This window comes from Streptomyces sp. NPDC127108, assembly GCF_042677545.1.
Classification (GTDB): domain Bacteria; phylum Actinomycetota; class Actinomycetes; order Streptomycetales; family Streptomycetaceae; genus Streptomyces.
Window position 1 is genome coordinate 1 of record NZ_JBHXTE010000027.1, and the last position, 24,613, is coordinate 24,613.

Genomic DNA, 24,613 nt, shown 5'->3' on the forward strand with positions numbered 1-24,613 from the left:
GCGAGAACCCCCCTTTGGGTGGGGGCCCCCAAAAAGCGGCCCGGGCGTTCCGCTTGGTTTACACACCGGGGGCACTATACCACGTGCACCCCCACCCCGTAAAACGGGGGGGGCCCTTCGACGTATCCGCTCGCGGGAGTGCTCCTAGACGACCTGGTGCAGCCAGCGCACCGGTGCGCCCTCGCCCGCGTACCGGAACGGCTCCAGTTCGTCGTCCCAGGGCTTGCCGAGGAGCTTGGCCAGCTCGGCCGCCAGGTCGCTCTCGCCGCTCTGGGAGCGGGCGAGGGCGGCGCGCAGCCGGTCCTCGGGGATCAGGATGTCGCCGTGGATGCCGGTGACGGCGTGGAAGATGCCGAGCTGGGGGGTGGCGCTGTAGCGCTCGCCCTCCGCCGACGCGCAGGGCTCGGCCGTGACCTCGAAGCGCAGCAGGTCCCAGCCGCGCAGCGCGGAGGCGAGCTTGGAGGCGGTGCCCACGGAGCCCTGCCAGGAGAACTCGGATCTCCAGGTGCCGGGCGCCGCGGGCTGTCGAATCCAGTCGAGGCTGACGCGTGCGCCGAGCACGCCCGCGACGGCCCACTCGACGTGCGGGCACAGCGCGCGTGGTGCGGAGTGCACGTACAGAACTCCACGTGTCGTCACCGGAACCTCCAGTGTGGGACGAGGTACGCCTTCCCCAGCGGCCTCGCGCCCGTGCCGAGCGATATTCCCCAAAAGCGAGGAAAGTCAAAAAAGGGGACAGATGTGACGTGATGTAATTTAGCGGAACCGAGAAAATCGAGTGCCACTGGGTGGCGAGGCTACCGTGCGGCGAGGCAAGGAGTGTGACGTACCGTCGGTCCGCATGCCGGGAATCCCCTGGGTTTCACTCGCTGGGAGGCCCTGAAACCCCCGGTTGGGTGTCTCAGGACCGCGCACGGGACATATCAGCACTCGGCGGGACGCAACCTGAACGGCCCGCACGACGTCACGTTGGACGACAGAGGGGACCAGGATGCCCAATTCAAGGCACCGCGCACGGGCCGCCGTCGCCCTCGCGACGGCGGCTCTCACCGGTTTCGCCACACTCACCGCGTGCGACGCCTCCGGCGGCGACTCCTCGGCACGGGGCGAGTCGTCGGCCCAGGACAGAGCGGCCCCCAAGCGGGCCCCCTCCTGGGACACCAGCCCTCGTTCCCTCGCCGCCGTGGGCGACTCCATCACGCGCGGCTTCGACGCCTGCTCGGTGCTCTCCGACTGCCCGGAGGCGTCCTGGGCGACCGGCAGCGACGACGGGGTGCGCAGCCTCGCGCGGCGGCTGCTCGGCAAGCAGCGCGCGGCGACACACAGTTGGAACTACGCCAAGACCGGCGCGAAGATGGCCGACCTCCCGGAGCAGATGGCGCGGGCGGCGGCACGGAAGCCCGAACTGGTCACGGTGATGGCGGGCGCCAACGACGCCTGCCGGTCGTCGGCCGACGAGATGACCTCCGTCGCGGAGTTCCGCGCCGACTTCCAGGACGCCCTGCGCGCGCTGCGCCGCGGCCAGCCCAAGACGCAGGTGTACGTGGCGAGCGTGCCGGACCTGAAGCGGCTCTGGTCCACGGGGCGCGCCAACCCGCTCGGCAAGCAGGTGTGGAAGCTCGGCATCTGCAAGTCGATGCTGGCCGACGCGGACAACATGGACCGGGCGGCCACCGACCGGCGCCAGTCGGTGCAGGACCGCGTGGTGGCGTACAACAAGGTGCTCAAGGACGTCTGCGCGAAGGATCAGCGCTGCCGGTACGACGGCGGGGCCGTCTTCGACTTCCACTTCGACGGGGACCAGTTGAGCCACTGGGACTGGTTCCACCCCAGCAAGGACGGGCAGTCGCGCCTCGCCGAGATGGCCCACCGCGGGGTCACGGCCGCCCGGCCGGGCGGGTAGCGACCACCTCCACCTCGATCAGGGCCTCGGGCCGGAACAGCCGTGGGACCGACACCGTGGTGCTCGTGGGCGGCGTCCCGGTGAGGTAGGTGCGGCGCACGGCGGCGTAGCCGGGCAGGTCGTCCATGTCCGTCAGGAACGTACGGATGTTGATGATGTCGGCGAGCGTCGCTCCGTGCGCCTGGAGGAGGGCGGTGAGGGCCGCGAAGACGCCGTGGGTCTGCTCGGCGATGTCCGCGCCTTCGGCGATCTGGCCGGAGAGGTACAACAGGGCGCCGCCGTCGGCGAGTTGGACGCGGGCGACCTGGGAGTAGGGGCCGAGGGGCCGGGGCGCGGCGGCGGGGTTGTCGAGGGTGACGTGCATGGGGTCGGTCTCCTGGAGGTGGGTCCTGGGCAGGGCGGGGTGACCGGCGGGCGGCGGGCGCGGGGCCGGTGGGGCGGTCGTGTCGGGCTGGTGGGGCGTCAGGTGCGGGGCTCGCGGGTGCGGCGGATGCGAGTGACCGCCGCGGCGATGTCCTCGTGGGCCACGGCCGGGTCCGCCGCCGCGGCCTCGTAGTGGCCGAGGACCGCCTCCATCGCGGGCAGCCACGTCGTGCTCGTGGCGAGTGCCACGTCCTTCGCGGCGAGGCCGTTGCCGAAGTGCACGTCGGTGGCGAAGGCGCGGGCGACGGCGCCGCCGAGCGGCCCCTGGGCCAGGACGCCCCGCGCCACCTCGGCGTCGAGGCCGAGGGCGTCGGCGAGCGCCATCGACTCCGCGACCAGGGCGACGCCGCCGAGCACGGCGGTGTTCACGACGACCTTGAGCGCGGCGCCCGAGCCGAGCGGGCCGGTGCGGGTCACCGTGCCGAGGTGGGCGAGCAGGGGCTCGACGGCGGTGGCGTCCCCGCCCGCGAGGATGCCGAGCCGCCCCGCCGCCGCCTTGTCCGTGCTGCCCGCCACGGGCGCGTCGACCAGCGTGACACCGTCCGGCACCCGCTCCCCCAGCTCCCGTACGGCGTCGGGTCCGACCGTCGACATCTCCACCCAGTGGACGCCGACGCGCTCCCGCAGCACCGGCACGATCTCGTCGGCGACGTGCCGCAGCGCGTCCGGTCCCGCGAGCATCGTGATGACGACGTCGGCGCCGCGCACGGCTTCCGCGGGCGTCGACGCGGGGAGCGCGCCCGCCGCGACGAGCGGTTCCGCCTTCGCGGCGGTGCGGTTCCACACGGTCAGCGGGTGCCCGGCGGCCAGGACGCGACGGGCCATGGGGGCGCCCATGTGGCCGAGCCCGAGGAAGGCGACGCGCTGCCGCGGGGCGGGGGCGGACTGCTCCGTGCGCTGTTCCGTGCTGTGTTCCCTGTTCCGTTCCATGCGTACGACGCTAGGCCCGGGCAGGTGATGCCACAAGCGAATGCCTAGCATGGGAGGCATGCATGATCCGCATGTCTTGAGCGCCACCACGGGCGACGTGTCGAGTGCCGCCGCTGCCGACGTGTCGAGCACCGCCGCGGCCGACGTGTCGACCGTCTGGCTGCGCGCCTTCGTGACGGTGGCCCGGCACGGCTCCTTCACCGTGGCCGCGCGGCGCCTGGGATGGACGCAGTCCGCCGTGTCCCGTCAGATCGCCTCCCTGGAGGGCGCGCTCGGCGGCGCGCCGCTGTTCGACCGGCTGCCGCGCGGGGTGCGGCCGACCGCGCACGGGCGGGCCGCGCTGCCGCACGCCGAGGCCACCCTGCGTCAACTGGCGTTGCTGCGGCGGGAGTTGGCGGACCTGGACGACGTGTCGGGCGGACTCCTTCGGTTCGGGGCCTTCGCCACTGCGGACACGGCGCTCGTGCCGCGGGCCATCGCGCTGTTCCGTGCCCGCCACCCCGGCGTGGTCCTCGCGCGCGAGGAGGGCTTCACCGGGCCGCTGCTCGGGCGGCTCGCGGAGGGCGAGTTGGACCTGGCCGTCGTGTCGACGACGGGCGGCCCGCTCACCGATGACGCCTACGACCTGCACCACCTGCTCGACGAGACGCTGTACGTGGCCGTGCCCGCGGGCCACCCGCTGGCGGCCGAGCCCCGCGTCGGCCTGGACCGGCTCGCCGACGAGGACTGGATCTCCGGCAGCCCGGAACCGGCGGGCACCCTGCTCGACGCGGCGCTGCGGCACGGCTTCCGGCCCCGGATCGCGCATGTGGTCGGCGAGTGGACGGCCAAGCAGGGGTACGTCGCCGCGGGCCTCGGCGTGACGCTGGTCCCGGCGCTCGCGGCGCAGGGGGCGCGGCCGGACATCGCCCTGGTGCCGGTGCGCGACGAGGGCGTCCCGGCGCGGGTGGTGTACGCGGCGACGGCGCGGGGCCGGACGCCGCCGCCCGCGGTGGCCCCGTTCCTGGCGGCGCTGCGGGAGGCGTGCGGGGACTCGGCGTAGCGCGCGTCGGCGAAAGCCCCCGTGGAGGCATGGCGCAGGCCACCCCCGCCCCGCGATACTTCGGCCACCTCACCTGCAACGGAAGGACTCTCGTGGCTACGTCCCCCACCCCCGGGATATCGGGTCGAAGGATCGGCGTGTACGGCGTGTTCGGCGCCGTGCTCCTCGCCGGAACGTTCGTGCCGCCCGCGTCGGCCGCCGACACCGTCCGGGCCGACGCGCCCACCGTCGAGGAGCAGCGCCTCGACCGCGCGGCGCCCCAGGAGATCCTGCGGCGCGGCGGGTTCGACCGGGTCGCGCCCGGCTTCGAGCGGGGCCTCGGCCGGGTGCGCTCCTACGAGCAGGCGGAGCGGCTCGTCGTACGCGAGGGGAAGGACCTGTGGCGGCGGGCCACTGACCGGGCGCAGGGGCGCGGGCCGCTGGGCGGGGACCTCAGCCGGGACGACGACCGGCCGCTGTACTGGGCGCGGCTCGGGATGACGCGGGCGCTGCGGGGCTGGGAGCCGCGCGGGTTCGAGCTCGGTGACGCCGGGCGGGAGCGGCTGCTCGGGAAGCTGGAGACGACGTCCCGGGGCCAGGACACGATCAGTTATCCCAAGGGCCACCGGATGAAGCGGGTCCTGGTGACCGGCTTCGACCCGTTCACGCTCGACCGCGACACCCGCATCAGCAACCCGTCCGGGGCCTCCGCGCTGGCCCTGGACGGCACGGTCGTGAAGACGGCCGAGGGTCCGGTGCGCATCGAGACGGCCGTGTTCCCGGTCCGCTGGACGGACTTCGCCGAGGGCGAGGTGGAGCGGGTCCTGCGGCGGCAGCTGCCGCGCGTCGACCTGTTCACGACGGTGAGCCAGGGCCGGGTCGGCAAGTTCGACATCGAGCGGACCAACGGGGCCTGGCGGGGCGGGTTCGGGGACAACGAGAACCTGTCGAGCACCGGCGTCGTGCCGGTCTCCGACCCGGCCTCGCAGCCGCAGTGGACGACGACCACCCTCCCGTACAAGGACATCGTGGCGGCGGACACCGGGCGCTTCCCCGTGTACGACAACACGGCCGTGACCGAGATCCCGGCGGGCGGCAGCACGCCGGTGCAGCGGCCGGACGGGCCGACTCCGGGCTCCGCGGCGCGGGCGGGCGGCGGCGGGGACTACCTGTCCAACGAGATCGCGTACCGGGCGACGCTGCTGCGCGACCGGCTCGGGCTGCGCGACCGGCTGCCCGGCGGGCATGTGCACACGCCCGTCCTGCAGTTCGGCGCGGGGAACACCGACCCGGCGACGGGCACGGTCACGGACCCGGAGTTCGTCCGCAACCGGGTCGACATCATCGGGCAGGTGCGGCAGATCGTGGTGACGGCCGTGACGGCTAGCGGGCGGTAGGCGCGCCCCGGCCGTCCGGCCGGGGGGTCCCGCTCGTGTCGTCGGAGTCGTCGGAGTCGTCGTCGGAGCCCGAGTCCTCGCCCATGAGGTCCCGTGCCATCAGGGTCGCCCCGGCGACCGCGCCCGGCATCAGGAACACGGCGACGAACGGCACCAGGAAGACGACCGCGAGCGGGGCGCCGAAGCCCCACGCGAGGGACTTGCGGGCCCGGAGCAGGGCCAGGCGGTCGCGCAGCCGCACACCGCGGCGCTGCAGCGCGACCGCCGTCAGCTCCTCCACCAGGAAGAAGCCGGTGACGAAGAAGCCCATCACGGGGATCACGGTCTGGCCGACGACCGGCAGGAAGCCCAGGCCGAAGAGCAGCACGCCCCAGATCAGGGCCCGTACGACGATGCGGAGGCTGTCGCGGATGGAGATGAGCAGCTCGCGCCAGAGCGGCAGCCCCGACTCGGGCGCGAAGCCCGCCACGGAGATGTCGACCTCTTCGGAGAGGGACTCGTAGAACGGCTCGCCGATCACGAGTGTCACCGCGGTGAAGGTCACCACGGAGAGCAGCAGGGCCAGGGCGAAGAGCAGCACCGTCAAGAAGCCGCGGAACAGGCCCGGCCACGGGTCCGACCAGTCGTCGGCGAACGGCGTCGCCCAGGAGACGAGGTCCGTGCCCCACAGGGCGAGTGCGACGAGCGCGCCCGCGTACAGCACGAGGGTGATCAGACCTGGCAGCAGTCCCCATCCGAACTGCTTGCCGTGCTGGGCGACCCAGCGCTGTCCCTTCACCAGATAGCCGAAGCCCCGACCCAGTTCACGCATGCGGCACACCTTATCCGGACCGCGGCGGCGGCCCGGGACCGGTGCGGGTGAGGTGGCTGTTTCGTGAATACCCCCTTGTTGCGCGCGATTTCACCCTGTAGACCTCCCCTACTGATCTCTCGACTGATCGCTCGGGTCGGCCAACGGCCCACGCTTCGGAGGTACGTATGGGGATATCCCGCCCATCAAGACCCGTGCTCCTGACCGCATCGGCCGCCGCGGGCACGCTCCTGTTCACCGCGCTCACCCCGGGCGGCGCGAGCGCGGAGCCCGCGCCCCGGCCCGTGATCCGCGACGAGGCCCCGCTCGACTCGCCCGACCGGGCGGCACGGGCCCCCGAGAGCGCGGCGGACCGCGCGCTCGACGACAGCGCGGGTGCGGCGCTCGCCGCGAAGGGCCGCGGCTATCCGCGCGAACAGCGCCTGGCCGCGGTGCCGAAGAACCCGGCCGACAAGTCCATCAAGCTGGGCCTGACGCCGTACCACGCCATCGCCCCCAGGCTGAACAAGATCCAGGGCATCGGCGACCGGGTCAGCGTGGAGATAGCCGGGCGGTCGGCCGGAGGGCACGACCTGTATCTGGTGACGGTCACCGCGCCCGAGTCGGCGCGCGAGACCGCCCGGCAGGAGAAGATGCGCGACCGCATCGAGAACGCGCCCGCGGCCGCCGCCAAGGACAAGGCACTCAAGTCCGCGTACAAGGCGCCGGTGTTCATCAACAACAACATCCACGGCAACGAGTGGGAGGGCACCGACGCGGCCCTGAAGCTCATCGAGAAGCTGGCGAAGGCCAAGGACACCAGGACCCGCGAGCTGCTCGCCCGCCACCGCCTCTACTTCAACGTCACGATGAACCCCGACGGGCGGATCGCGGGCACCCGTGAGAACGCGAACGGCTTCGACCTGAACCGGGACTTCATCACCGGGACCCAGTCCGAGACGCGCGCGGTGCGGCAGATCGCCATCGACAAGCAGCCCGCGATGATGCTCGACCTGCACGGGTACGTGAACGGCACGCTCATCGAGCCGACCACCCCGCCGCACGGCGAGAACTACGAGTACGACCTGTTCCTGAAGAACAGCTACGCCAACGCCCTCGGCATGGAGAAGGCCGTCAACGGCCTCGGCTACACCGAGCAGAAGGACGGCGTGCTGCCCGCGGTCATCCCCTTCCGCGACCAGCAGGAGGGCTGGGACGACTGGCCGCCGATCTTCACACCGCAGTACATGCCGTTCCACGGCGCGGTCGCGGCACACACCATCGAGTTCCCGATGCAGGTCAACAACGAGGAGTACGACTCCCAGCCCGCCGCCGAACTGCGCCGCCGCTCCGCCATCAACGTGGACATCGCGGGCGCGGCCATGAAGGCGACCCTCGACTACGCGCGCGGCCACCGCACGTCGCTGATCGCCGACCAGATCGAGGTGTTCCGGCGCGGGGCCGCGGGCGCGAAGCCGGTGGAGATCTCCGAGGAGACGGTGCCTGGCGTGCCCGGCATCGGCCCCGAGGACGTCTACACCACCGACTTCCCGCGCGCGTACGTCATCCCGGCGGGCAAGCGCCAGCGCTCCGCCGCCGCCACGGCCCGGCTCGTGGACCACCTCCTCGCCAACGACGTGCGGGTGCGGCGCGCCACCCGGGACTTCCGGCTCGGCACCAAGTCGTACGAGAAGGGCTCCTACGTCGTCGACATGCGCCAGCCCAAGCGGGGCATCGCGAACGTGATCCTCGCGGACGGGCGGGACATCAGCGACAAGGTGTCGGCGATGTACGACATCTCGGGCTGGAGCCTCGGCCGGCTGTGGGGCGCGTCCGTCGTCTCCGCCCGCAAGGGCGACCCCGCCGCCGTGCCGTCGCGCGCGGTCGGTTCGGCCGCCCGCGTCGGCTACGTCGCCCCGCGCGGGAACCTGCGCCTCCGCCTGGACGACCCCCGCGAGGTGGCCGCCCTCAACTCCCTCACCGCCAAGGGTGTTTCGGTGCGCCGCGCCGCCGACGGCGGCAGTGTCGTCGTGCCGGGTTCGGCGCGGCGAGCCGCACGGGACGCCGCCAAGAAGTACGACGTGGCGTTCTCCGCGACCGAGGCGCGCGGCAAGGACGTGGTGCGTCGCACGCGGGTCGCCGCGGCCGTCACGCCAGGAGAGCTGTTCGCGCTCCGGGAGATGAACTTCGACGTGCTGCCGGTGTCGACCGCCGTCCTCAACGCCGGCTTCGACTGGCGCAAGGCCGACGTCCTGTTCGTGTCCTCCGGGCTCGACCGCGCCAAGCTGAAGCCCGCCGCGCGCAAGCGCCTCGACGCGTTCCTCGCCGGGGGCGGCGGGTTCGTCGGGCGGGGTGCCGGGGGCGCCGCCCTCAACGAGGCCGCGGGGCTCCTTCCCGTCACGGCCGTCCAGGGCAACGGGGACGCCAACGGCGTGGTCCGGGTGCGCAACGCCGGTGGTTCCGTCGCCGGTTCCGGCTCCGGGTACGGGTTCGTCTACGCGCCCATGTGGTTCACCGGCCTCGGGGACGGGGTCCGCGTCGAGCAGGCGTACGCGGGCGGCAAGCCGTTGGTCTCCGGCCATTGGCGCGCCGACTCCTCCGGCGCGGGCGGCCCGGCCGACGCGGCCGGGGAGGCGTCCGTGGTCAGCGGCGCACGCGGCTCCACCAAGGTCGTCCTCTTCGGCACGGAGCCCTTGTTCCGGGGGCACCCCAAGGGCGTGTTCGCTCAGGTGGGGCGGGCGTTGTTCGGGGTGCGATAGGGCCCTGCCGGAGGCTCCCCAAGCCCGCCCCTTCACCGAAACTGGGGCTCCGCCCCAGACCCCGCTCCTCAAACGCCGGAGGGGCTACATATGTCGCCGCTGCGGCAACATTTCAGCCCGTCCGGCGTTTGAGGACGAGGCGCGAAGCGCCGATCAGCGGGGGTCCGGGGGCGCAGCCCCCGGTTTCGGGAAGGGGCGGGGTTGGGGAAAAGCTCAGGCGACCTTCAGGTCCACCTTGATGTTGCCGCGGGTGGCGTTGGAGTAGGGGCAGACCTCGTGGGCCTTCTCCACGAGGGACTGCGCCGTGGCGGCGTCCACGTTCGGGATGGAGGCGACGATCTCGACCTCGAGGCCGAAGCCACCCGCGCCGTTCGCGCCGATGCCGACCTTGGCCGTGACGGTGGAACCGGAGATGTCGGCCTTCTCGCGGCGGGCGACCACACCGAGCGCGCCCTGGAAGCAGGCGCTGTAGCCGGCGGCGAAGAGCTGCTCGGGGTTGGTGCCCGCACCGCTGCCGCCCATCTCCTTCGGCGGGTTCACGACGACGTCGAGCTTGCCGTCGTCGCTGGCGACCCGGCCGTCACGGCCGTTCTCCGCGGTGGCCACGGCGGTGTACTTGACGTCTATGTTCTGGATGGACATGACTGCCGATCCCTCCTGGGGTGTGCCGTGTCGCGCGCCCGCCCGACCCGGCGATTGTGGAATTAGGTTATCGGATTGCGGAAGATAGGGAAGGGTGACCCTCCCCGTGGGCCCAGCGGGCTCACGCGTCCAGGGAGACGATCATCTTTCCGGTGTTCTCGCCGCGGAGCATGCCGAGGAACGCGTCCACGCCGCTGTCGATCCCGTGCGCGAACGTCTCGTTGTACTTGAGCTCACCGGAGCGCACCCAGCCGCCGACCTCGCGCACGAACTGGCCCTGAAGGTCCTGGTGGTCCTGGACGAGCATGCCCTGGACCCGGAGCCGCTTGCCGATGATCATGGCCATGTTGCGCGGGCCCGGCGTCGGCTCGGTGTCGTTGTAGCCCGCGATCATGCCGCAGATCGTGATCCGGCCGTGCACGTTCATGCGGCTGATGGCGGCTTCCAGGTGCTCGCCGCCGACGTTGTCGAAGTAGACGTCGACGCCGTCGGGGGCGGCCTCCTTCAGCTGGTCGACGACCGGGCGCTCGTCGCGGTAGTTGAACGCCGCGTCGAAGCCGTACTCCTCGACGAGGAGCTTGACCTTCTCGTCCGAGCCCGCCGAGCCGACGACGCGGGAGGCGCCCTTGAGCCGGGCGATCTGGCCGACCTCACTGCCGACGGCACCGGCCGCGCCGGAGACGAAGACCGTGTCGCCCTCCTTGAAAGACGCCACCTCGAGCAGACCCGCGTACGCCGTCAGACCCGTCATGCCGAGCACGCCGAGGTACGCCGAGAGCGGCGCCGCCTGCGGGTCCACCTTCGTCGCGTACGCCACGGGCACCGAGGCGTACTCCCGCCAGCCCGCGAAGTGCAGCACGTGGTCGCCCACCGCGAAGCCGTCCGCGTTCGACGCCACGACGACACCGACCGCGCCGCCGTCCATGGGCTGGTCCAGCTGGAACGGCGGGATGTAGGACTTCACGTCGTTCATGCGGCCGCGCATGTACGGGTCGACCGAGAAGTGCAGGTTCCGGACCAGGACGCGGCCCTCGGCGGGGGCCTCGACCGGGACCTCGCGGAGCGCGAAGTCCTCCGGGACCGGCCAGCCGTGCGGGCGACGCACGAGGTGCCAGGCGCGGCCGGTGGCCGGGAGCTGCTCGGGGGCTGCGGACATGAGAGGTGTCCTCCTCAGGCTGGGGGCGAGAGGTCCGGAGCGGTCGGCTCCGGACTGCGGGCCTGGAGCCGTGGGCTCCGCCCTAATGCTTCATGTTCTGAAATAAGCATGCGCTTCGATATTTCATGTTGTCAAGTAAATGGGTACGCTGAAGGCATGGCCACCCAGAATCCGGACACCCCCGCCCCGCGCGTCGATCCGCTGACCCTCGAGGTCGTGGAGCTGATCGGCGCCGTGGTCGCGCGCTACTACGAGGAGTACGAGGTCGCCGCCGGCAAGCACGCGCTGACCGGCGCGCAGGCGCGCGTGCTCGGGCTGCTCTCGCTGGAGCCCATGCCGATGCGGCGCATCGCGCAGAAGCTGAAGTGCGAGCCGTCGAACGTGACCGGCATCGTGGACCGCCTGGAGGCCCGCGGCCTGGTCGAGCGGCGGCCCGACCCCGCCGACCGGCGCGTGAAGCTGGCCGCGCCGACGGCGGACGGGCTCACGACCGCGCGCAGCCTCCGGGAGTCCCTGGACTTCGCCCGGGAGCCGCTGGCCGAGCTGTCCCGCGCGGAGCGGGAGTCGCTGCGGGACCTGCTGCGGCGGATGCTGGGCGGCTGAGGCCCGCGCGCGCCGCCACGCGAACACATCCTGGGCGCACCGGCACGGGAACACGCCCTGGGTGCACCGCCACGCGAACACACCCTGAGCACACCAGCACGGGAACGCGTCCTACGTGCACCACCACAGGAACCGGTCGCACGTCTCCGACGGACTCGGGTCCGGGTCCGGGTCGCTCGGGGGCTTCGTGCTGGACGGCTTCGGGTCCGGGTCCTGCGGGCTCGTGGTGGGGTTGCCGGACGTCGGATCCGGGTCCGGGCCGCCGGAGGTGCCGGTGCCGCCGGTCGCCGTACCGGTGCCGCCGTCGTCCGCGCCGCCGTCGGAGCCCTGGGCGTCCCCGTCGGCGCCTTCGCCCTCGTCGCCTTCGGCACCCTCCGCGCCCCGGGTGCTCCCGCCGTCGTTGGCGGCCTTCTTGTCCTTGGCCTTCTTCGCCGACTCCGACTCGGAGGCCGAGGGCGAACCGCCCGTCGACTCCGCCACCGGCTCCGCCGACGCGCCCGTCCCCTGCGTGCCCTCCGTGGCCGCGGCGCCCTCCGACTCCCCGGCCGAGTCGTCACGGTCCCGCGCGGACGTCGCCTTCGAGTCGTCCGACGCGGACTCGGTGCCCAGCTCGGCCAGGCTCAGGCCGCCCGCGGCGAGCGCGACGCCCGCGGCGATCAGGATGACCTTGCGGCGCCTGCGGCGGTGCTGGGCGGCCCTGCGGCTCCGCTCCCGGCGGCGGCCACGGCCCCGGACCCGGCCACGCGGCGACGGCTCCTCGTCCGTCTCGTCGAGGTCGTCGGGCTCGTCCTGGGCGACGAGCGCCTCCGCGTACTCACGGCAGGCTTCGGCCGGGGTGCCGCACCCCGGGCAGGCGAGGGCGCCGTTGAGGTGCCGGTGGCACGCGTGGCAGTAGTCCATGAGGCATGGAGGCTAGGTCCCGCGCCGGTACTGAGGAAGCCGAAGCTGTGAATGTTGTGTGCGGAGTCGAACCCTCCGGCGTGTCTACGCGTCAGGGCGTGCCCGGCACCGTACGGCAGGGCAGGCTTCGCCCGAATTGCCGCACGTGGGGACGGGGATCGGCCGGGCTTCGGCGGGGGTGCGACCGAACCGGCGACGGGGGTGCGCCCGGGGTCGGGGCGAGCCTCACCCCGCCGTCGGCCGACGGCTCCTCACGCCCTCCCCAGCTCCCCCCGCAGCCTGCGCGCCCGCAGCACCAGCTCCAGCTCGAAGCGGCGGTCGGGGTCGTCGACCTCGTCGCCCCACAGTTCCCTGATCTGGCGCAGCCGATAGCGCACTGTTTGCGGATGCACACCCAGTCGGGCGGCCACCTCGGGGGCGCCGCCGCGTGTTTCCAGCCAGGCGAGCAGGGTCTCGGCGAGACGGCGGCCGTGTGCCGGACCGCAGTGGTCGAGGGGCGCCAGGCAGCGGCGGGACAGGTCCTCGATGAGCTCCTCGGGCTGGAGCAGGACCAGCGCCTCGGTGTGCTCGGTGCAGTAGAGGACCTCACCGGAGGGCAGCAGTCCGCGCCCCATCAGGGCGACCGCGGCCTCCGCCCAGCGCAGCGACTTCGCGGCGTCGGCGAGCGGCACGGGCGGGCCGATGGCGCCCGACCAGCCGGTCATGGCGCGGCGCAGGAGTTCGGGGCGGCCCGCGGCGTCCGGGTCGGGCACGACCATGCGGGGCTGCTCGGCCTCCATGTCGAGCAGGACGCCCTCGCCGACGGCGGGGGCCACGGCCTCGCGGGCGGGGCGCAGGAGCACACCGACGGCGACCTTCTCGGGCAGCTGCCAGCCGACGCGGGCCGCCCGCTCGTCCAGGCCGTTCTCGGCGCCGAGCGCGGAGGCGGCGGACATGTCGGGGCGGCGCTCGGAAAGCAGCAGCTCCATGAGCTTGCGTTGCAGTCGCAGCCGCTCACCGGCCTGCCGGGCGGCGGCCTCCGCATAGCCGCGCACCGACTGGTCGACCAGGCCGTCGAGGTACTCGAAGCCGGATTCGGCCAGCTCGTACATCGCCGGGGGCGGGATCTCGGTCTGCTGGCCGATCTCGGCCAGACGGCGCCAGGCGAGCCGGACGCCGAGGCGGTAGATCGCCTGGAGGGAGTCGAGGCTGCGGCCGTGCAGGCCCTCGCCGCGCCCGAATTCCTGGAAGACCTCCGGGTGGTAGCGCGGCCGGCCCTCCCGGGTGGCGAGCTGCTGGACGAAGCCCTCCAGGGCGCGGCGGATCCCGATGAGCGCCATCGGCTCGCCGGAGTCATCGAGAACGACCGGCAGGCCGGGGTATTCTGCCCGGATTTCGCGCAGGATGTCCTGAGCGAGGATGGGCACTTCCTCCAAGGCGAGCGCGGCGAATCTGCGCACCTGGAGCGGCGGGACGTCGCGCCAGGCGGAGCGCTGGTGCGCGGAGCCCGGGCTTCCGGGAACGCCGTCCGCGATGTTCACGGGGGCGGCCCCGGAGACGCTTTCAGAGATGGCGGCCACGTCGGTCACTGGTCCCGCTCGGGCGACTCGTAGTGCACGAGCGGCCGGTTCGGCTGGTCGGGCGTGGCGTTCAGGAGCGCCACGATGCCAAGGGCGGCGCCCACGGCGAGAGCCGCGGCGGCCGCGACGGTCAGCGTGGCGGCGAGCAGTCGGTGCATACAGGGTCAGCCTCTCTGCTGGAGGTCGTCCCCACCCCGCTCCGCAGGAGGACAGTGTCGACAATGCATTGACACTGCGTCAAGGGTCCGCCTACGTTCGCGGCCCATACGGGTCAGTAACCCCGTGGAAACAGCGCCGCATCATTTCGGGCAATCCGGCGGCCGCAGCACCGCATCAGTCCCACAACTCGTCGGTAATCCAGCACAGTTGACCGACCGACCCCTGTTCGCCCTCACGGCAGGAGCGCCGGATGACGCGCCGTACAGCTTCGCCCTTGTCCCTGGTCCTGCTCGGCCTGGGCGCCTTTCTGCTCGTCCTGGCCCCCATGCTGGCCTGGTACGTCGAGCCACGAGCCAAACGCACGCCCACTGATGTCGATCAGATAACGGTCTTCAAGGGGACCGGCAGCTATTTCGACACCGGAAAGGTCAAAACCGTCACCGGCCAGGACCTGACCATCACCCGGCAGGTGCGCGGCGACGTCGCCGACAGCGAGAAGTCGGGGCGGGCGATCTGGGATGTATCCACCTCGATCGACCCCGACAAGTCGCTGCCCGCGGCCGATCCGCACGACTCGCTCCAGTGGACCCTGGAGCGCTGGGTGACCGACCGGAAGACCAACAAACCGGTGCATTGCTGCGGCGAGAAGCCGTATTTCGAGGGGGAGGCGTACCTGAAGTTCCCCTTCGACGTCGAGAAGCGCACCTACCTGTGGTGGGACGGCACGCTCGGCGCGACCGTGCCGCTGTCCTACCAGGGCAAGAAGAAGATCCAGGGCCACGAGGGCCTGCGCTTCACGGGCACCGTGAAGGCCACCAGGACCGGCACCCGCCAGGTCCCCGGGCGCCTCGTCGGCCAGCCCAAACGCAGCCAGGTCATGGCCGAGGAGTGGTACGCCAACCACGGCATCGAGCTGGTCGCAGACCAGCGCACGGGCCGGATCATCTTCGCCGCCATCGGCCCCCGCAAGACGCTGCGCGCCCCCGGCGGCAAGAAGGACGTGACGGTGCTGCTCGACAGCGAGCGGATCGCGTTCACCAAGAAGACCCAGCAGTCCCAGGTGGACCTGGCGGACGACGACGGCTCCCGGCTGAAGCTGGTCGGGGAGACGTTGCCGCTGGTCACAGCGCTCCTCGGCGGTGCGCTCGCGATCGCAGGCGTGATCCTCGTGGTGCGCGGGCGAGAAAAGGACGCAAACGGCTCGGGGAGGGACGGTGAAGGACCGGATTCGATGGGTCCACATTCCGATACGTCCCCAAATTCCCTGCAACCCACCACGATGTGATGAGACGTCAGCGTCAAGAAGGGCCGAAATTGTCACCCCGGTGAGTAGCCGCACCGTTCGGTGCGGCGAAAACTATCCACTCCACCCAGACACAGTCCCCGCACAGTCCCAGCACAACGACTGCGCAAAACCCCCGGTCCCCCGTCCCCCGGAGCACCGGAGTCCCGCCCCGCACCACCACCCCGTAGCACCCGGCACCACCTCGCACCACGGATCCATTCGCGCCACCCGTACGACCGGGCCCCACCCCGGATCCACCCGAACTCCCCCACAGTTCCGCACCCCGAGACGAGTTGGAGCACCTATGCCCCAGCACGTGCCGTCGTCGCTGCGCCCGGTCGCATCACGGCCCGCGTGGCCCCATCCGGCGCTCCCCCCACAGCCGCGCCGGATCGCCTTCCTCGCCCGCCGCGACCTGGGAAACCCGGCCGCAGGCGGCTCAGAACTCCTGGTCGACAAGCTGGCCGACGGACTGACCGCGCAGGGCCACCAGGTCACGCTGCTGTGCGGCGGGCCCGCCGCCTACCGCGACTACCGCGTGGTGTCGGCCGGCGGCGACCTCGGCCACTACCTGCGCGCCCGGTCGGCGTTCACGCGCCAGATCGGCGACACCGACCTGCTGGTCGAGGTGTGCAACGGCATGCCCTACCTCGCCCCGCTGTGGCACCGCGGCCCCACCCTGTGCCTGGTCAACCACGTCCACACCGAGCTGTGGTCGATGCGCTTCCAAGGAGCGCTCGCCCCGGCCGCGCGCCTCGGGCGGCGCCTGGAGCACTGGGCCCTCTCGGGCGCCCAGCGCGGCAACCTCCTGGTCGCCGTGTCGCCGTCGACCGCGACGGCCCTGCAGGACCTCGGCGTCGAGCCCGACCGCATCCGCGTCGTGCACAACGGCGTGGAGGAGCCGGGGCCGCTGCACGAGCGCTCCGACGAACCGCTGTTCCTGGCCATGGGCCGGCTCGTCGAGTACAAGCGCGTCGATCTGCTGCTGCGCCTGTGGGAGCGGGTCCGCCCGGTCACCGGCGGCCGCCTCGTGATCGTCGGCGAGGGCCCCGAGCGACAGCGCCTGGAGCGGATGGCGGGCCCCGGCGTGCAGTTCACCGGCCATGTCTCGGAGGCCGAGAAGCACCGCCTCCTTTGCGAGTCGTGGCTGCTCCTGCACCCCTCGGCCGTCGAGGGCTGGGGCCTGGTCGTCACCGAGGCCGCGGCGCGCGCGACGCCCGCGATCGGCTTCGACGTACCCGGAGTACGCGACTCCATAGAAGACGGTGTGACCGGGCTGCTCGCGCACGGCGAGAGCTCGTTCGCCGCCAACTGGTGCACGCTCGCGCTCAGCGCCGAGCGGCGCCGGGCCTTCGGCAAGGCCGCGGCGGAACGCGCCGCGCACTTCCGCTGGACGAACACGGTGCGCCAGTTCCGCGCGGTGGCCGCCGAGGCCGTCGCCGCGCACGAGCCGTCGGTGAAGGGGTCTGCGTGAGGGACCCGTCACTGCGCCGCTCCGTGACCCTGTTCCGGGCCTTCCTGCGCGAACAGCAGGATCCGGAGAAGGTCTACGCGCTGCTCGCGAAGGACGCCGCCGACCAGGTCGAGCGGTACCTGCCCGTCAAGGACCGGGTGGTCGTCGACGTGGGCGGCGGCGGTGGCTACTTCACCGAGGAGTTCCAGCGGCGCGGCGCGCAGGCCTACCTCTTCGAGCCCGACCCGCACGAACTCGGCGCGAAGCCCCCCGAGGGCTCCGTGGTCGCCGACGGCTATCTGCTGCCGCTCGCCGACGGCGTCGCCGACGTCACGTTCTCCTCGAACGTCCTGGAGCACGTCGACGACCCCGGCACCTTCCTCAGCGAGATGGTGCGCGTCACCCGCCCCGGCGGACTCATCTACGTGGCGTTCACCAACTGGTACTCCCCCTGGGGCGGCCACGAGTGGGCGCCCCTGCACTACTTCGGCGCCGAGCGGGCCCGCGCCCGCTACGAACGCCGCACCGGAAAACCCGCCAAGCACAAGCTCGGCGAGAACCTCTTCGCCCACCACGTCGGACCCACGCTCAGACAGGTGCGGGCCCGCGACGACGTCCAGGTCGTCTCGGCCCGCTCCCGCTACTGGCCGTTCTGGGCCGAAACGGTCGCGAAGGTCCCAGGTCTGCGCGAAGTCGCCACCTGGAACCTCCTCCTCATCCTCAGGCGGTGTCCATGACCACCACGGTCCAGTCCCCACCCCCGGCGGCCCTGAAGCCGACGGCGCCCGCGCCCGAACCCGGGCGCGGGCCGCGCTCACGGCGCTGGCTCGCCGGGTTCTGGGCCGTGGTGTTCGTGTGCTTCCTCGCCGTCAAACCGGGGCGGATGACGTTCGACACCAAGCTCGGTGTCGCCGTCGACCCCTGGCAGTTCCTGTCCGACCTCGGCCAGCTCTGGCACGACCGGGGCGGCTTCGGCGGCATCCAGGACCAGTACATCGGCTACGCCTTCCCTATGCTGCCGTACTACGCCCTGACCGACCTCCTGCAGCTGCCGGTGTGGCTGGCCGAGCGGCTCTGGATGTCGCTGATCGTCGCCGTCGCCTTCTGGGGCGCGCTGCGGCTGGCCGAACGCCTGAACATCGGCAGCAACGGCTCGCGGCTGCTCGGCGCGGTCGTGTACGCGCTGTGGCCGACGTTCACCGTCGTGGTCGGGTCGACGTCGGCGGCGGCGCTGCCCGGCGCGTTCCTGCCGTGGGTGCTCATCCCGCTGACCAACGACCGCGTGACCGCGCGGATCGCCGCGTTCCGCTCGGCCCTCTTCATTCCGTTCATGGGCGGTGTGAACGCGGCATCGACGCTGGCGTCACTGCTGCCCGTGGCCCTCTATCTCCTTTCGCGCCCGAACGGTCCGCGCAAGCGCAAGCTCATCACCTGGTGGGTGCCCGGCGTCCTCCTCGCCACCGCGTGGTGGGTGGTGCCCCTGCTCCTGCTCGGCTTCTACGGCGAGAACTTCCTGCCGTACGTGGAGAACGCGGCGACCACGACCGGCACCATGTCGGCCACCGAGACGCTGCGCGGCGCCGGGAACTGGGTGGCGTACCTCCACTTCGGCGAGGCCTGGCTGCCCGCCGGGTGGACCGTCGCGACGGCCGTGGTCACCATCGTCTGCTCGGCGTTCGCCGCGGCCCTCGGCCTCGCCGGGCTCGCCCGGCGCGATCTGCCGGAGCGGCGCTGGCTGGTGCTCACGGTCCTGTCCGTCGCGCTCGTCACCCTCGCCGGGTACGGCGGCGTGTTCGGCGCGCCCTTCCACGGCACCGTGCAGGGCTGGCTGGACGGCGGACTCGTACCGTTCCGCAACATCTACAAGTTCCAGACCGGACTCGCGCTCGCCCTGGCCTTCGGCCTGGCCCACCTGGTGGGCGTGGCGGGGCGGGCGCGCGGGGCACGGCCGGTGCGCGGACGGCGGTACGCGCCGCTGGTCGCCGCCGTCCTGGTGATCCCCGGGCTCGCCTGGCCGTACCTCAACGGCTCGATCCTGCAGCCGGGTTCGTTCCAGAAGCTGCCCAACTACTGGGACACGACGGCCGACTGGCTGGACAAGTACTCCCCGGACTCGCGCGCCCTGGTCGTGCCCGCGACCGCGCACGGCATCTACACCTGGGGCTCCCCCATCGACCAGCCGCTCGACGTGCTCGCCAAGTCCCGCTGGGCCCAGCGCGACTACGTGCCGTTCGGCACCAAGGGCAACCGGCGCGCCATGGACGCCGTCGAGCAGGCCCTGATGACCGGCGGCCAAGTCCCCGGCCTGCGCGACTACTTGACGCGCGCGGGGCTCTACTACGTCGTCGTGCGCAACGACCTCGACCCCGACCAGATCGGCTACGTCCCGACCGCGACCGTCAAGCGCACCCTGGAGGAGTCCGGGTTCAAGCGGGTCACCGGGTTCGGGCCGACCGAGACCGGCGGGCGGATCGCCGACGACACGCCGGTGCAGGTCGAGGGCCTGTACCCGCGCCAGCGCGCGGTCGAGATCTACGCACCCGGTGACGGCGCCCAGCGCCCCGGCCAGGCGGGCCTGAAGCCGGTGGCCAACACGGCTGTCGTCAGCGGCGGCCCCGAGGCGCTGCTCCCGCTGTCCGCCGACCCGGAGATGAAGGACCGGCCAGCCGTGCTGACCGGCGACAACCATCCGGGCCTCGGCTCGCCGCCCGCCCTGCAGGCGGTCGGTGACGGGCTGCGCCGCGCCGACACGCGCTTCGGCCTGGTCAACACCAACACCTCGTACCCGTACACCAAGGACGAGAAGAACGCGCCGGACGCGCTCCAGGACGGCGGCAAGAAGCCCCGGCAGATCCTGCCGACCAAGGGCGTCGAGCACCAGACCGTCGCGGAGCTGCGCGGAGCCAAGTCCGTGACGGCGTCCAGCTACGGCAACTGGCTGTTCCACCTGCCGCAGTTCGACCCGGTGAACGCCTTCGACGGCAACCCGAACACGGCCTGGGCGGAAGGCAACCCGGGCAGCCCGGACGACGAGTGGATCAAGGCGGAGTTCACGAAGAAGACCGCCATCCCGTCGTCGATCAAGGTGACGCCGCTGCCGCAGCAGGGCGTGCGGTCCGCGCCCACGAAGGTGCGCGTGGAGACCGAGCAGGGCTCGGCGGTCTCGTACCTGCGGACCGACGGCCAGACGCAGCGCGTCAAGGTCAAGCCGGGCGACTCCTCCTGGCTGAAGCTGACCATCCTCGACGCGCAGGTCGCCACCGAGGGCCTGACCGGCGCCGGGTTCTCGGAGATCAGCATCCCCAAGGTGCAGGTCACCAAGTTGCTGCGGATGCCCGCCGACACCAAGGGCACCGACGGCGCGGACGCCGACGCCACGACGTACTCCATGCACCGCTCGGCCGACCAGTCCGGTCTGTCGCCGGTGACCTCCGAGGCCGGGCTGCACCGCCGCTTCACCACCACGGGCGACGGCAGCTACAAGATCAAGGCGAGCGCGGTCGCCCTCCCCGGCCAGGGGCTCGACGAGCTCCTCTACAAGGTGGCGCCCGACCAGCGCGAGCAGATCATCGCCAGCGCCGACTCGACGTCCGAGCTCGGCGGGCTCTCGCCGCGCAACCTGACCGACGGCGATCTGACGACCGCGTGGATCGCCGGTGACAAGCCGGTCATCCATCTGCGGTGGCCCGGCAAGGTGGCCGTCGGCGAGATCGTGCTGCCGCCCGCGGGCGGACTCTCCACCCGTCCCGAGAAGATCGAGATCAGCTCTCCGGACGGCGCGGCGACCGCCGGGGTCGACGAGAACGGCAACGCCCGCTTCGCGCCGATCACCACCGACCGCCTCGACATCAAGATCACGAAGACGGCGCCGCTCACCCTGCACAACCCGGTGGCGGACGAGAAGCTGCAGCTGCCCGTCGGCCTCACCGAGGCCTACGTCCCCGCGCTCGACAAGTTCCGCACCAAGCAGCCCGACCCCGACCGCACCTTCGAACTCGCCTGCGGCGAGGGCCCCGCGGTGTCCGTCGACGGCAAGCTGTACGCGACGAGCGCCGAGGGCACCGTGCGGGACCTGGTGAACCGGCGCCCCGTCGACCTGACGCTGTGCGACGACAACAAGAAGCAGACCTCGGTGGACCTCGCCGCCGGGCAGCACCGCGTGGAGGCCGGTGACGAGGGTCCGCTCGCCGTCACCGACGTGTCCCTCACGCGCGGCACCCCGGGCAGTCTCGTCACCAAGGCCCGCGAGCTGAAGATCAAGGACTGGCTCGGCGACCGCCGCGAGGTGACCGTCGGGGACGGCGCCTCCCAGTACCTGACGACGTACGAGAACGTCAACGACGGCTGGAAGGCCACCCTGAACGGCAAGGAGCTGCGCTCGGTGCGGCTCGACGGCTGGCAGCAGGGCTGGCTCGTCCCGGCCGGTGAGGGCGGCACGATCAAGCTCAGCTACGAGCCGTCCACGGCGTACGAGGCCGGGCTCATCGGCGGTGGCGTGGGCGTCCTCGCCCTGGTGGCCCTGGTGTTCGTGCGGCGCCGCGACCCGAACCCCGACGGACCCGGCGTGACCCCGCCCGGGCCGGGGCCGGTGCTCGGCACGGTGGCGCTCACGCTGGTGGCCGTGGTCGTCGCGGGCTGGTTCGCCGTGCTCGTGCCCGTCCTCGCGCTGCTCGCCTGGCGTCGGCACTCGCTGCTCGTACCGGTCGCCTTCCTGGCGATGGCCGGAGCCGGCGTCGCCGCCGCGACCGGTGCGGGCGAGGCCGCCGCGGCGGACCAGGGTGCCTTCGGGCACGCGGCTCAACTCCTCGCGTTCATCGCGCTGTTCGCGGCGCTGGTGAGCGTGCGGGACGGGGCCGACGCGCGGGGTGCCGCGGCTGCGGGTGCCGCTGGGGCGGGAGGCTCCGGAGGTACCGGTGGTGCCGGGGATCCGTGGAGTACCGGTGGGCCTGGGGGTGCCGCGGGTGTGGGCAGCCCTGTGGGGCCGGGTGGCCCTGGTGGCCCCGGTGGTCCGGCCGGTCCTGGCGGCTTCGGTGGGCCCGCGATGCCCGCAGGCCCTCCCGGGGCAGGGAGTTCGGGTGGTGCCGCGCCCGCGCCGCCCCACCCGCAGGGCTCCCCCGACGCCGTGACCATGCCGCTCGGGCCCGACCGGGACCTGGGCGGGCCGACGGCGCCGCCGCTGCCGCACCGCAGGCGCGGGGACGACGCTGATGGCCCTGACGGCACAGACGGTGGGGCCGAGGCCGCCGCGCCCGGTGCGCCCGCACCCGACGCGCCCCCGGCCGTCCCCCCGTACAGCGCGAGCCCGACCCTGTCGGCCCGCGGCCCGGACCCGCTGCGCAAGGACACGCCCGAACCGGCCGACGAGGCCCCCACGGATGAGGGGACCCCCGGCCGGGGTACGCGCTCGGGTGAGGATCCGCGCCCGGGAGAGGACAACGCACCATGACCGCCCTGGAACACCCGGCCCGGCGTGCGGACGGCCCCGGCCGTCCGCCGCGCCGGGTGCCGTTCCCCGTCGTCGACGAGGTAGCCCGGCACTGCCTGCAGGAGGAGGAGCCGGAGACCGTCCACATCGAGGTGCACCTGCCGGGCACGCCGGACGCCGCACGGCTGAAGGCGGCGTTCGGCGAGGCGTTGCGGCGCCATCCGCGCATCCTGGTGCGGGAGGCGCGCGGCCCCTGGTACCGGCGCCGGTACGAGTGGGAGCTGACCGAGGGACCGGACGTGGAGGTGGTCACGTTCCCGGAGCCGGTGCCGGACGCCCTGAAGCGGGCCCGGGAGCGCGCCCTGTGCGACGCGCCGCCGCTCACCGCGTCCCCGCCGATCCGCCTGGAGGTCGTCGCCGACGCGGACGCGGGCGGCACCTCCAGCGTGCTGTTCCTGACCATCAACCACACCGCGCTGGACGGCCCCGCCTGTCTGCGGGTGCTCGCCACCGCGGCCGAGCTGTACGGCGGCCGGGACAACGCGCCCGCCGCGCCCCCGACCCGTACGCCCGTGTCGGCGGACGGCGGGGGCGGCACCGACCAGCCGCCGTCCGGCCTTCCGTCGCCGTGGGCGGCACCGGCCCGTGTCGCCCACGGCACCCCGGCCCCCTCCCCGGGAAACGGCATGCTCGTCGCCGACCTGCCGGTGCCGCGCCGCCCCAAGGGCGCGCCGTACACCGTCAACGACCAGCTCATGGTCGCAACGGCACTGATGATCGCGCACTGGAACCGCGAACACGGCTCCAGGCCACGCCCGTTGCGCATCACCATGCCCGTCGACGACCGGCCGCGCGACATGACGATGCCCATCGGGAACGGCACCCGGCTCGTGGAAGTGCCCTTTGGAGCGGATGAGTTGAGGCCGGAGGGCGGCACCGGCACCTCGGGCCCCGGCGACCTGACCTCCGACCAGATCCACGCCCTGCTGCGCCGCACCTCCGACCGCACCCGCGCCCTCAAGGCCCTGTCCCGCCCGCAGCTCGGCCACGGCGCCACACTGCTCACCGCGCCGGTCCTGCCGGTGACGATGCGGGCCGCCGTCACCCGCGGCCTGCGCAGGGCCGCCGGGCCGTGGACGTCGACGACCCTGCTCAGCAACATCGGGCGGGTGCCGTACGCCCTCGACTTCGGGGACGCCGGTGCGGCCACCGCCGTGTGGTTCTCCGCGCCCGCCCGGATGCCGCGCGGCCTGACCGTGACGACCGCGTCCACCGCGGGCCGCCTGCACCTGGCCCTGCGCTGGTCGCGGACGCTGCTCAGCCACGGCGACGGCGCCCACCTGCGCGACCTCTTCGAGCACTATCTGCACGCCACGCAGAACCTCCACCCGACCCCGGAGGGCAGCGGCACATGACGACCACGAGCACCACCTCGCGCGAGGAAGGGACGGGAGGGGCGGAAGGGACGCAGGGGGACCGACGGCCTTACGAGCTGCGGGACTTCTACGAGAACCCGGACGTGCCGGTGGCGTCCGGCGACGCCCGCAGCCTGCGCCAGGCCCGGATGCTCGCCGCCGCCCTCGGCCCCGCGACCGCGCGCCCCGGCGTCGTCCTCGACATCGGCTGCGGCGACGGCAGCGCCGCCCGCGTCGCGGCGCCGCTGCTCGCCGGGCACCGCGTCATCGGCGTCGACTGGTCCCAGGACGCGCTGCGCCGCGCCGGAAACCACCTGCCGCACGTCGTGCGCGGCGAACTCACCGACGGCGGGCTCCCGTTCGCCGACGGCGCCGCCGACGCGGTGCTCTTCAGCGAGGTCATCGAGCACCTCGTCGACCCCGACAGCGCCCTCGACGAGCTGCGCCGCGTCCTTCGGCCCGGCGGCCACCTGATGCTGTCCACGCCCAACCTCGCCGCCTGGTACAACCGCGGGCTGCTGCTCGCGGGCGTGCAGCCGGTGTTCTCCGAGGTGAGCCTGCGCGGCATCCACGGCCGCCCCGGCCGTGAGGTGGTGGGCCACCTGCGGCTCTACACCGCCCGCGCGCTCCGGGAGTTCGTGGCCGCGTCCGGCTTCGACGTCGTACGGCTCGCGGGCGCGCCCTTCCACGGCGTGCCGCGGCCGCTGCGCGCCCTGGACCGACTTGCCTGCGCCGTGCCGGGTGCCGCCTCCATCCTGCTGCTGCACGCCCGAAAGGCCTAGCCGTGTGGTGG

General features: G+C 72.9%; 20 protein-coding genes. 11 read left to right on the forward strand and 9 right to left on the reverse strand.

The window, feature by feature from the left end; translation table 11 throughout:
* Nucleotides 1–144 precede the first annotated feature (144 nt).
* A complete protein-coding gene (locus ACFVHO_RS23120) occupies nt 145–639 on the reverse strand; it encodes a DUF3145 domain-containing protein (protein WP_385717664.1) in 495 nt (164 codons plus the stop codon).
* 352 nt (nt 640–991) lie between these two features.
* Here ACFVHO_RS23120 and ACFVHO_RS23125 point away from each other — a divergent pair, with 352 nt between their 5' ends.
* Nucleotides 992–1,903: an SGNH/GDSL hydrolase family protein gene (locus ACFVHO_RS23125; protein ID WP_385717666.1), complete on the forward strand. Its 912-nt coding sequence runs from the start codon at nt 992–994 to the stop codon at nt 1,901–1,903.
* Here ACFVHO_RS23125 and ACFVHO_RS23130 read toward each other — a convergent pair.
* Complete coding sequence (locus ACFVHO_RS23130; protein WP_385717669.1) at nt 1,878–2,267, reverse strand: RidA family protein; 390 nt, start codon at nt 2,265–2,267, stop codon at nt 1,878–1,880. The two genes, ACFVHO_RS23125 and ACFVHO_RS23130, sit on opposite strands and share 26 nt — an antisense overlap.
* A gap of 98 nt (nt 2,268–2,365) precedes the next feature.
* Nucleotides 2,366–3,256, reverse strand: a complete 891-nt coding sequence (locus ACFVHO_RS23135) for an NAD(P)-dependent oxidoreductase (RefSeq protein ID WP_385717672.1) — start codon at nt 3,254–3,256, stop codon at nt 2,366–2,368.
* 145 nt (nt 3,257–3,401) lie between these two features.
* Between ACFVHO_RS23135 and ACFVHO_RS23140 the strand changes: the two genes are divergently transcribed.
* Both ACFVHO_RS23140 and ACFVHO_RS23145 read left to right on the forward strand, forming a co-directional pair.
* Complete coding sequence (locus ACFVHO_RS23140) at nt 3,402–4,298, forward strand: LysR family transcriptional regulator (RefSeq protein WP_385717961.1); 897 nt, start codon at nt 3,402–3,404, stop codon at nt 4,296–4,298.
* Between the two features lie 146 nt (nt 4,299–4,444).
* Entirely contained in the window at nt 4,445–5,674 is a 1,230-nt protein-coding gene (locus tag ACFVHO_RS23145; protein ID WP_385717964.1) for a pyroglutamyl peptidase, read from the forward strand.
* On the opposite strand, the gene ACFVHO_RS23150 is transcribed toward ACFVHO_RS23145, so the two are convergent.
* The gene (locus ACFVHO_RS23150) at nt 5,661–6,485 is read right to left on the reverse strand and encodes an EI24 domain-containing protein (protein ID WP_385717675.1); all 825 of its coding nucleotides are present in this window, start codon (nt 6,483–6,485) and stop codon (nt 5,661–5,663) included. The two genes, ACFVHO_RS23145 and ACFVHO_RS23150, sit on opposite strands and share 14 nt — an antisense overlap.
* Nucleotides 6,486–6,652: 167 nt before the next feature.
* Between ACFVHO_RS23150 and ACFVHO_RS23155 the strand changes: the two genes are divergently transcribed.
* Complete coding sequence (locus ACFVHO_RS23155; RefSeq protein ID WP_385717678.1) at nt 6,653–9,223, forward strand: M14 family zinc carboxypeptidase; 2,571 nt, start codon at nt 6,653–6,655, stop codon at nt 9,221–9,223.
* Between the two features lie 213 nt (nt 9,224–9,436).
* On the opposite strand, the gene ACFVHO_RS23160 is transcribed toward ACFVHO_RS23155, so the two are convergent.
* Both ACFVHO_RS23160 and ACFVHO_RS23165 read right to left on the reverse strand, forming a co-directional pair.
* Nucleotides 9,437–9,865 (reverse strand): organic hydroperoxide resistance protein, encoded by a 429-nt coding sequence (locus tag ACFVHO_RS23160; protein ID WP_385717681.1) that lies wholly within the window; start codon nt 9,863–9,865, stop codon nt 9,437–9,439.
* Nucleotides 9,866–9,986: 121 nt separating this feature from the next.
* Nucleotides 9,987–11,021 carry an NADP-dependent oxidoreductase gene (locus ACFVHO_RS23165; protein ID WP_385717684.1) on the reverse strand — a complete coding sequence of 345 codons (1,035 nt, stop codon included), beginning with the start codon at nt 11,019–11,021 and terminating at the stop codon, nt 9,987–9,989.
* Between the two features lie 156 nt (nt 11,022–11,177).
* On the opposite strand from ACFVHO_RS23165, the gene ACFVHO_RS23170 reads away from it, so the two are divergent.
* Nucleotides 11,178–11,624: a MarR family winged helix-turn-helix transcriptional regulator gene (locus ACFVHO_RS23170; protein WP_385717687.1), complete on the forward strand. Its 447-nt coding sequence runs from the start codon at nt 11,178–11,180 to the stop codon at nt 11,622–11,624.
* A 111-nt stretch (nt 11,625–11,735) separates the two neighbouring features.
* Here the strand turns inward: ACFVHO_RS23170 and ACFVHO_RS23175 are convergent, their stop codons facing one another.
* From ACFVHO_RS23175 to ACFVHO_RS23185, 3 genes are all read right to left on the reverse strand, one after another.
* Entirely contained in the window at nt 11,736–12,524 is a 789-nt protein-coding gene (locus ACFVHO_RS23175; RefSeq protein ID WP_385717690.1) for a hypothetical protein, read from the reverse strand.
* Between the two features lie 251 nt (nt 12,525–12,775).
* Nucleotides 12,776–14,038 (reverse strand): helix-turn-helix domain-containing protein, encoded by a 1,263-nt coding sequence (locus ACFVHO_RS23180; RefSeq protein ID WP_385717967.1) that lies wholly within the window; start codon nt 14,036–14,038, stop codon nt 12,776–12,778.
* A 50-nt stretch (nt 14,039–14,088) separates the two neighbouring features.
* A complete protein-coding gene (locus tag ACFVHO_RS23185; protein ID WP_193560699.1) occupies nt 14,089–14,241 on the reverse strand; it encodes a hypothetical protein in 153 nt (50 codons plus the stop codon).
* A 251-nt stretch (nt 14,242–14,492) separates the two neighbouring features.
* Here ACFVHO_RS23185 and ACFVHO_RS23190 point away from each other — a divergent pair, with 251 nt between their 5' ends.
* The 6 genes from ACFVHO_RS23190 to ACFVHO_RS23215 all read left to right on the forward strand — a co-directional run bounded on the left by ACFVHO_RS23190 (nt 14,493) and on the right by ACFVHO_RS23215 (nt 24,602).
* Nucleotides 14,493–15,527: a DUF3068 domain-containing protein gene (locus ACFVHO_RS23190; protein ID WP_385717693.1), complete on the forward strand. Its 1,035-nt coding sequence runs from the start codon at nt 14,493–14,495 to the stop codon at nt 15,525–15,527.
* 304 nt (nt 15,528–15,831) lie between these two features.
* The gene (locus tag ACFVHO_RS23195) at nt 15,832–17,001 is read left to right on the forward strand and encodes a glycosyltransferase family 4 protein (protein WP_385717696.1); all 1,170 of its coding nucleotides are present in this window, start codon (nt 15,832–15,834) and stop codon (nt 16,999–17,001) included.
* Nucleotides 16,998–17,717 carry a class I SAM-dependent methyltransferase gene (locus ACFVHO_RS23200; protein ID WP_385717699.1) on the forward strand — a complete coding sequence of 240 codons (720 nt, stop codon included), beginning with the start codon at nt 16,998–17,000 and terminating at the stop codon, nt 17,715–17,717. Before ACFVHO_RS23195 ends, ACFVHO_RS23200 begins: the two co-directional genes overlap by 4 nt.
* Nucleotides 17,714–22,426: an alpha-(1->3)-arabinofuranosyltransferase gene (locus tag ACFVHO_RS23205; RefSeq protein ID WP_385717702.1), complete on the forward strand. Its 4,713-nt coding sequence runs from the start codon at nt 17,714–17,716 to the stop codon at nt 22,424–22,426. The genes ACFVHO_RS23200 and ACFVHO_RS23205 overlap by 4 nt, the downstream gene beginning before the upstream one ends.
* On the forward strand, nt 22,423–23,820 hold the full coding sequence (locus ACFVHO_RS23210) for a condensation protein (protein ID WP_385717705.1): 1,398 nt from the start codon (nt 22,423–22,425) through the stop codon (nt 23,818–23,820). The genes ACFVHO_RS23205 and ACFVHO_RS23210 overlap by 4 nt, the downstream gene beginning before the upstream one ends.
* A complete protein-coding gene (locus tag ACFVHO_RS23215) occupies nt 23,817–24,602 on the forward strand; it encodes a class I SAM-dependent methyltransferase (RefSeq protein ID WP_385717708.1) in 786 nt (261 codons plus the stop codon). The genes ACFVHO_RS23210 and ACFVHO_RS23215 overlap by 4 nt, the downstream gene beginning before the upstream one ends.
* Nucleotides 24,603–24,613: the final 11 nt, after the last annotated feature.

Bases quoted from the DNA above. Each gene is read 5' to 3' on its own strand.
- ACFVHO_RS23155 (WP_385717678.1), top strand. From the start codon at position 6,653: ATGGGGATATCCCGCCCATCAAGACCCGTGCTCCTGACCGCATCGGCC.
- ACFVHO_RS23195 (WP_385717696.1), top strand. From the start codon at position 15,832: ATGCCCCAGCACGTGCCGTCGTCGCTGCGCCCGGTCGCATCACGGCCC.
- ACFVHO_RS23160 (WP_385717681.1), bottom strand. From the start codon at position 9,865: ATGTCCATCCAGAACATAGACGTCAAGTACACCGCCGTGGCCACCGCG.
- ACFVHO_RS23175 (WP_385717690.1), bottom strand. From the start codon at position 12,524: ATGGACTACTGCCACGCGTGCCACCGGCACCTCAACGGCGCCCTCGCC.
- ACFVHO_RS23215 (WP_385717708.1), top strand. From the start codon at position 23,817: ATGACGACCACGAGCACCACCTCGCGCGAGGAAGGGACGGGAGGGGCG.
- ACFVHO_RS23125 (WP_385717666.1), top strand. From the start codon at position 992: ATGCCCAATTCAAGGCACCGCGCACGGGCCGCCGTCGCCCTCGCGACG.
- ACFVHO_RS23130 (WP_385717669.1), bottom strand. From the start codon at position 2,267: ATGCACGTCACCCTCGACAACCCCGCCGCCGCGCCCCGGCCCCTCGGC.
- ACFVHO_RS23165 (WP_385717684.1), bottom strand. From the start codon at position 11,021: ATGTCCGCAGCCCCCGAGCAGCTCCCGGCCACCGGCCGCGCCTGGCAC.
- ACFVHO_RS23170 (WP_385717687.1), top strand. From the start codon at position 11,178: ATGGCCACCCAGAATCCGGACACCCCCGCCCCGCGCGTCGATCCGCTG.
- ACFVHO_RS23210 (WP_385717705.1), top strand. From the start codon at position 22,423: ATGACCGCCCTGGAACACCCGGCCCGGCGTGCGGACGGCCCCGGCCGT.
- ACFVHO_RS23150 (WP_385717675.1), bottom strand. From the start codon at position 6,485: ATGCGTGAACTGGGTCGGGGCTTCGGCTATCTGGTGAAGGGACAGCGC.
- ACFVHO_RS23205 (WP_385717702.1), top strand. From the start codon at position 17,714: ATGACCACCACGGTCCAGTCCCCACCCCCGGCGGCCCTGAAGCCGACG.
- ACFVHO_RS23135 (WP_385717672.1), bottom strand. From the start codon at position 3,256: ATGGAACGGAACAGGGAACACAGCACGGAACAGCGCACGGAGCAGTCC.
- ACFVHO_RS23190 (WP_385717693.1), top strand. From the start codon at position 14,493: ATGACGCGCCGTACAGCTTCGCCCTTGTCCCTGGTCCTGCTCGGCCTG.
- ACFVHO_RS23185 (WP_193560699.1), bottom strand. From the start codon at position 14,241: ATGCACCGACTGCTCGCCGCCACGCTGACCGTCGCGGCCGCCGCGGCT.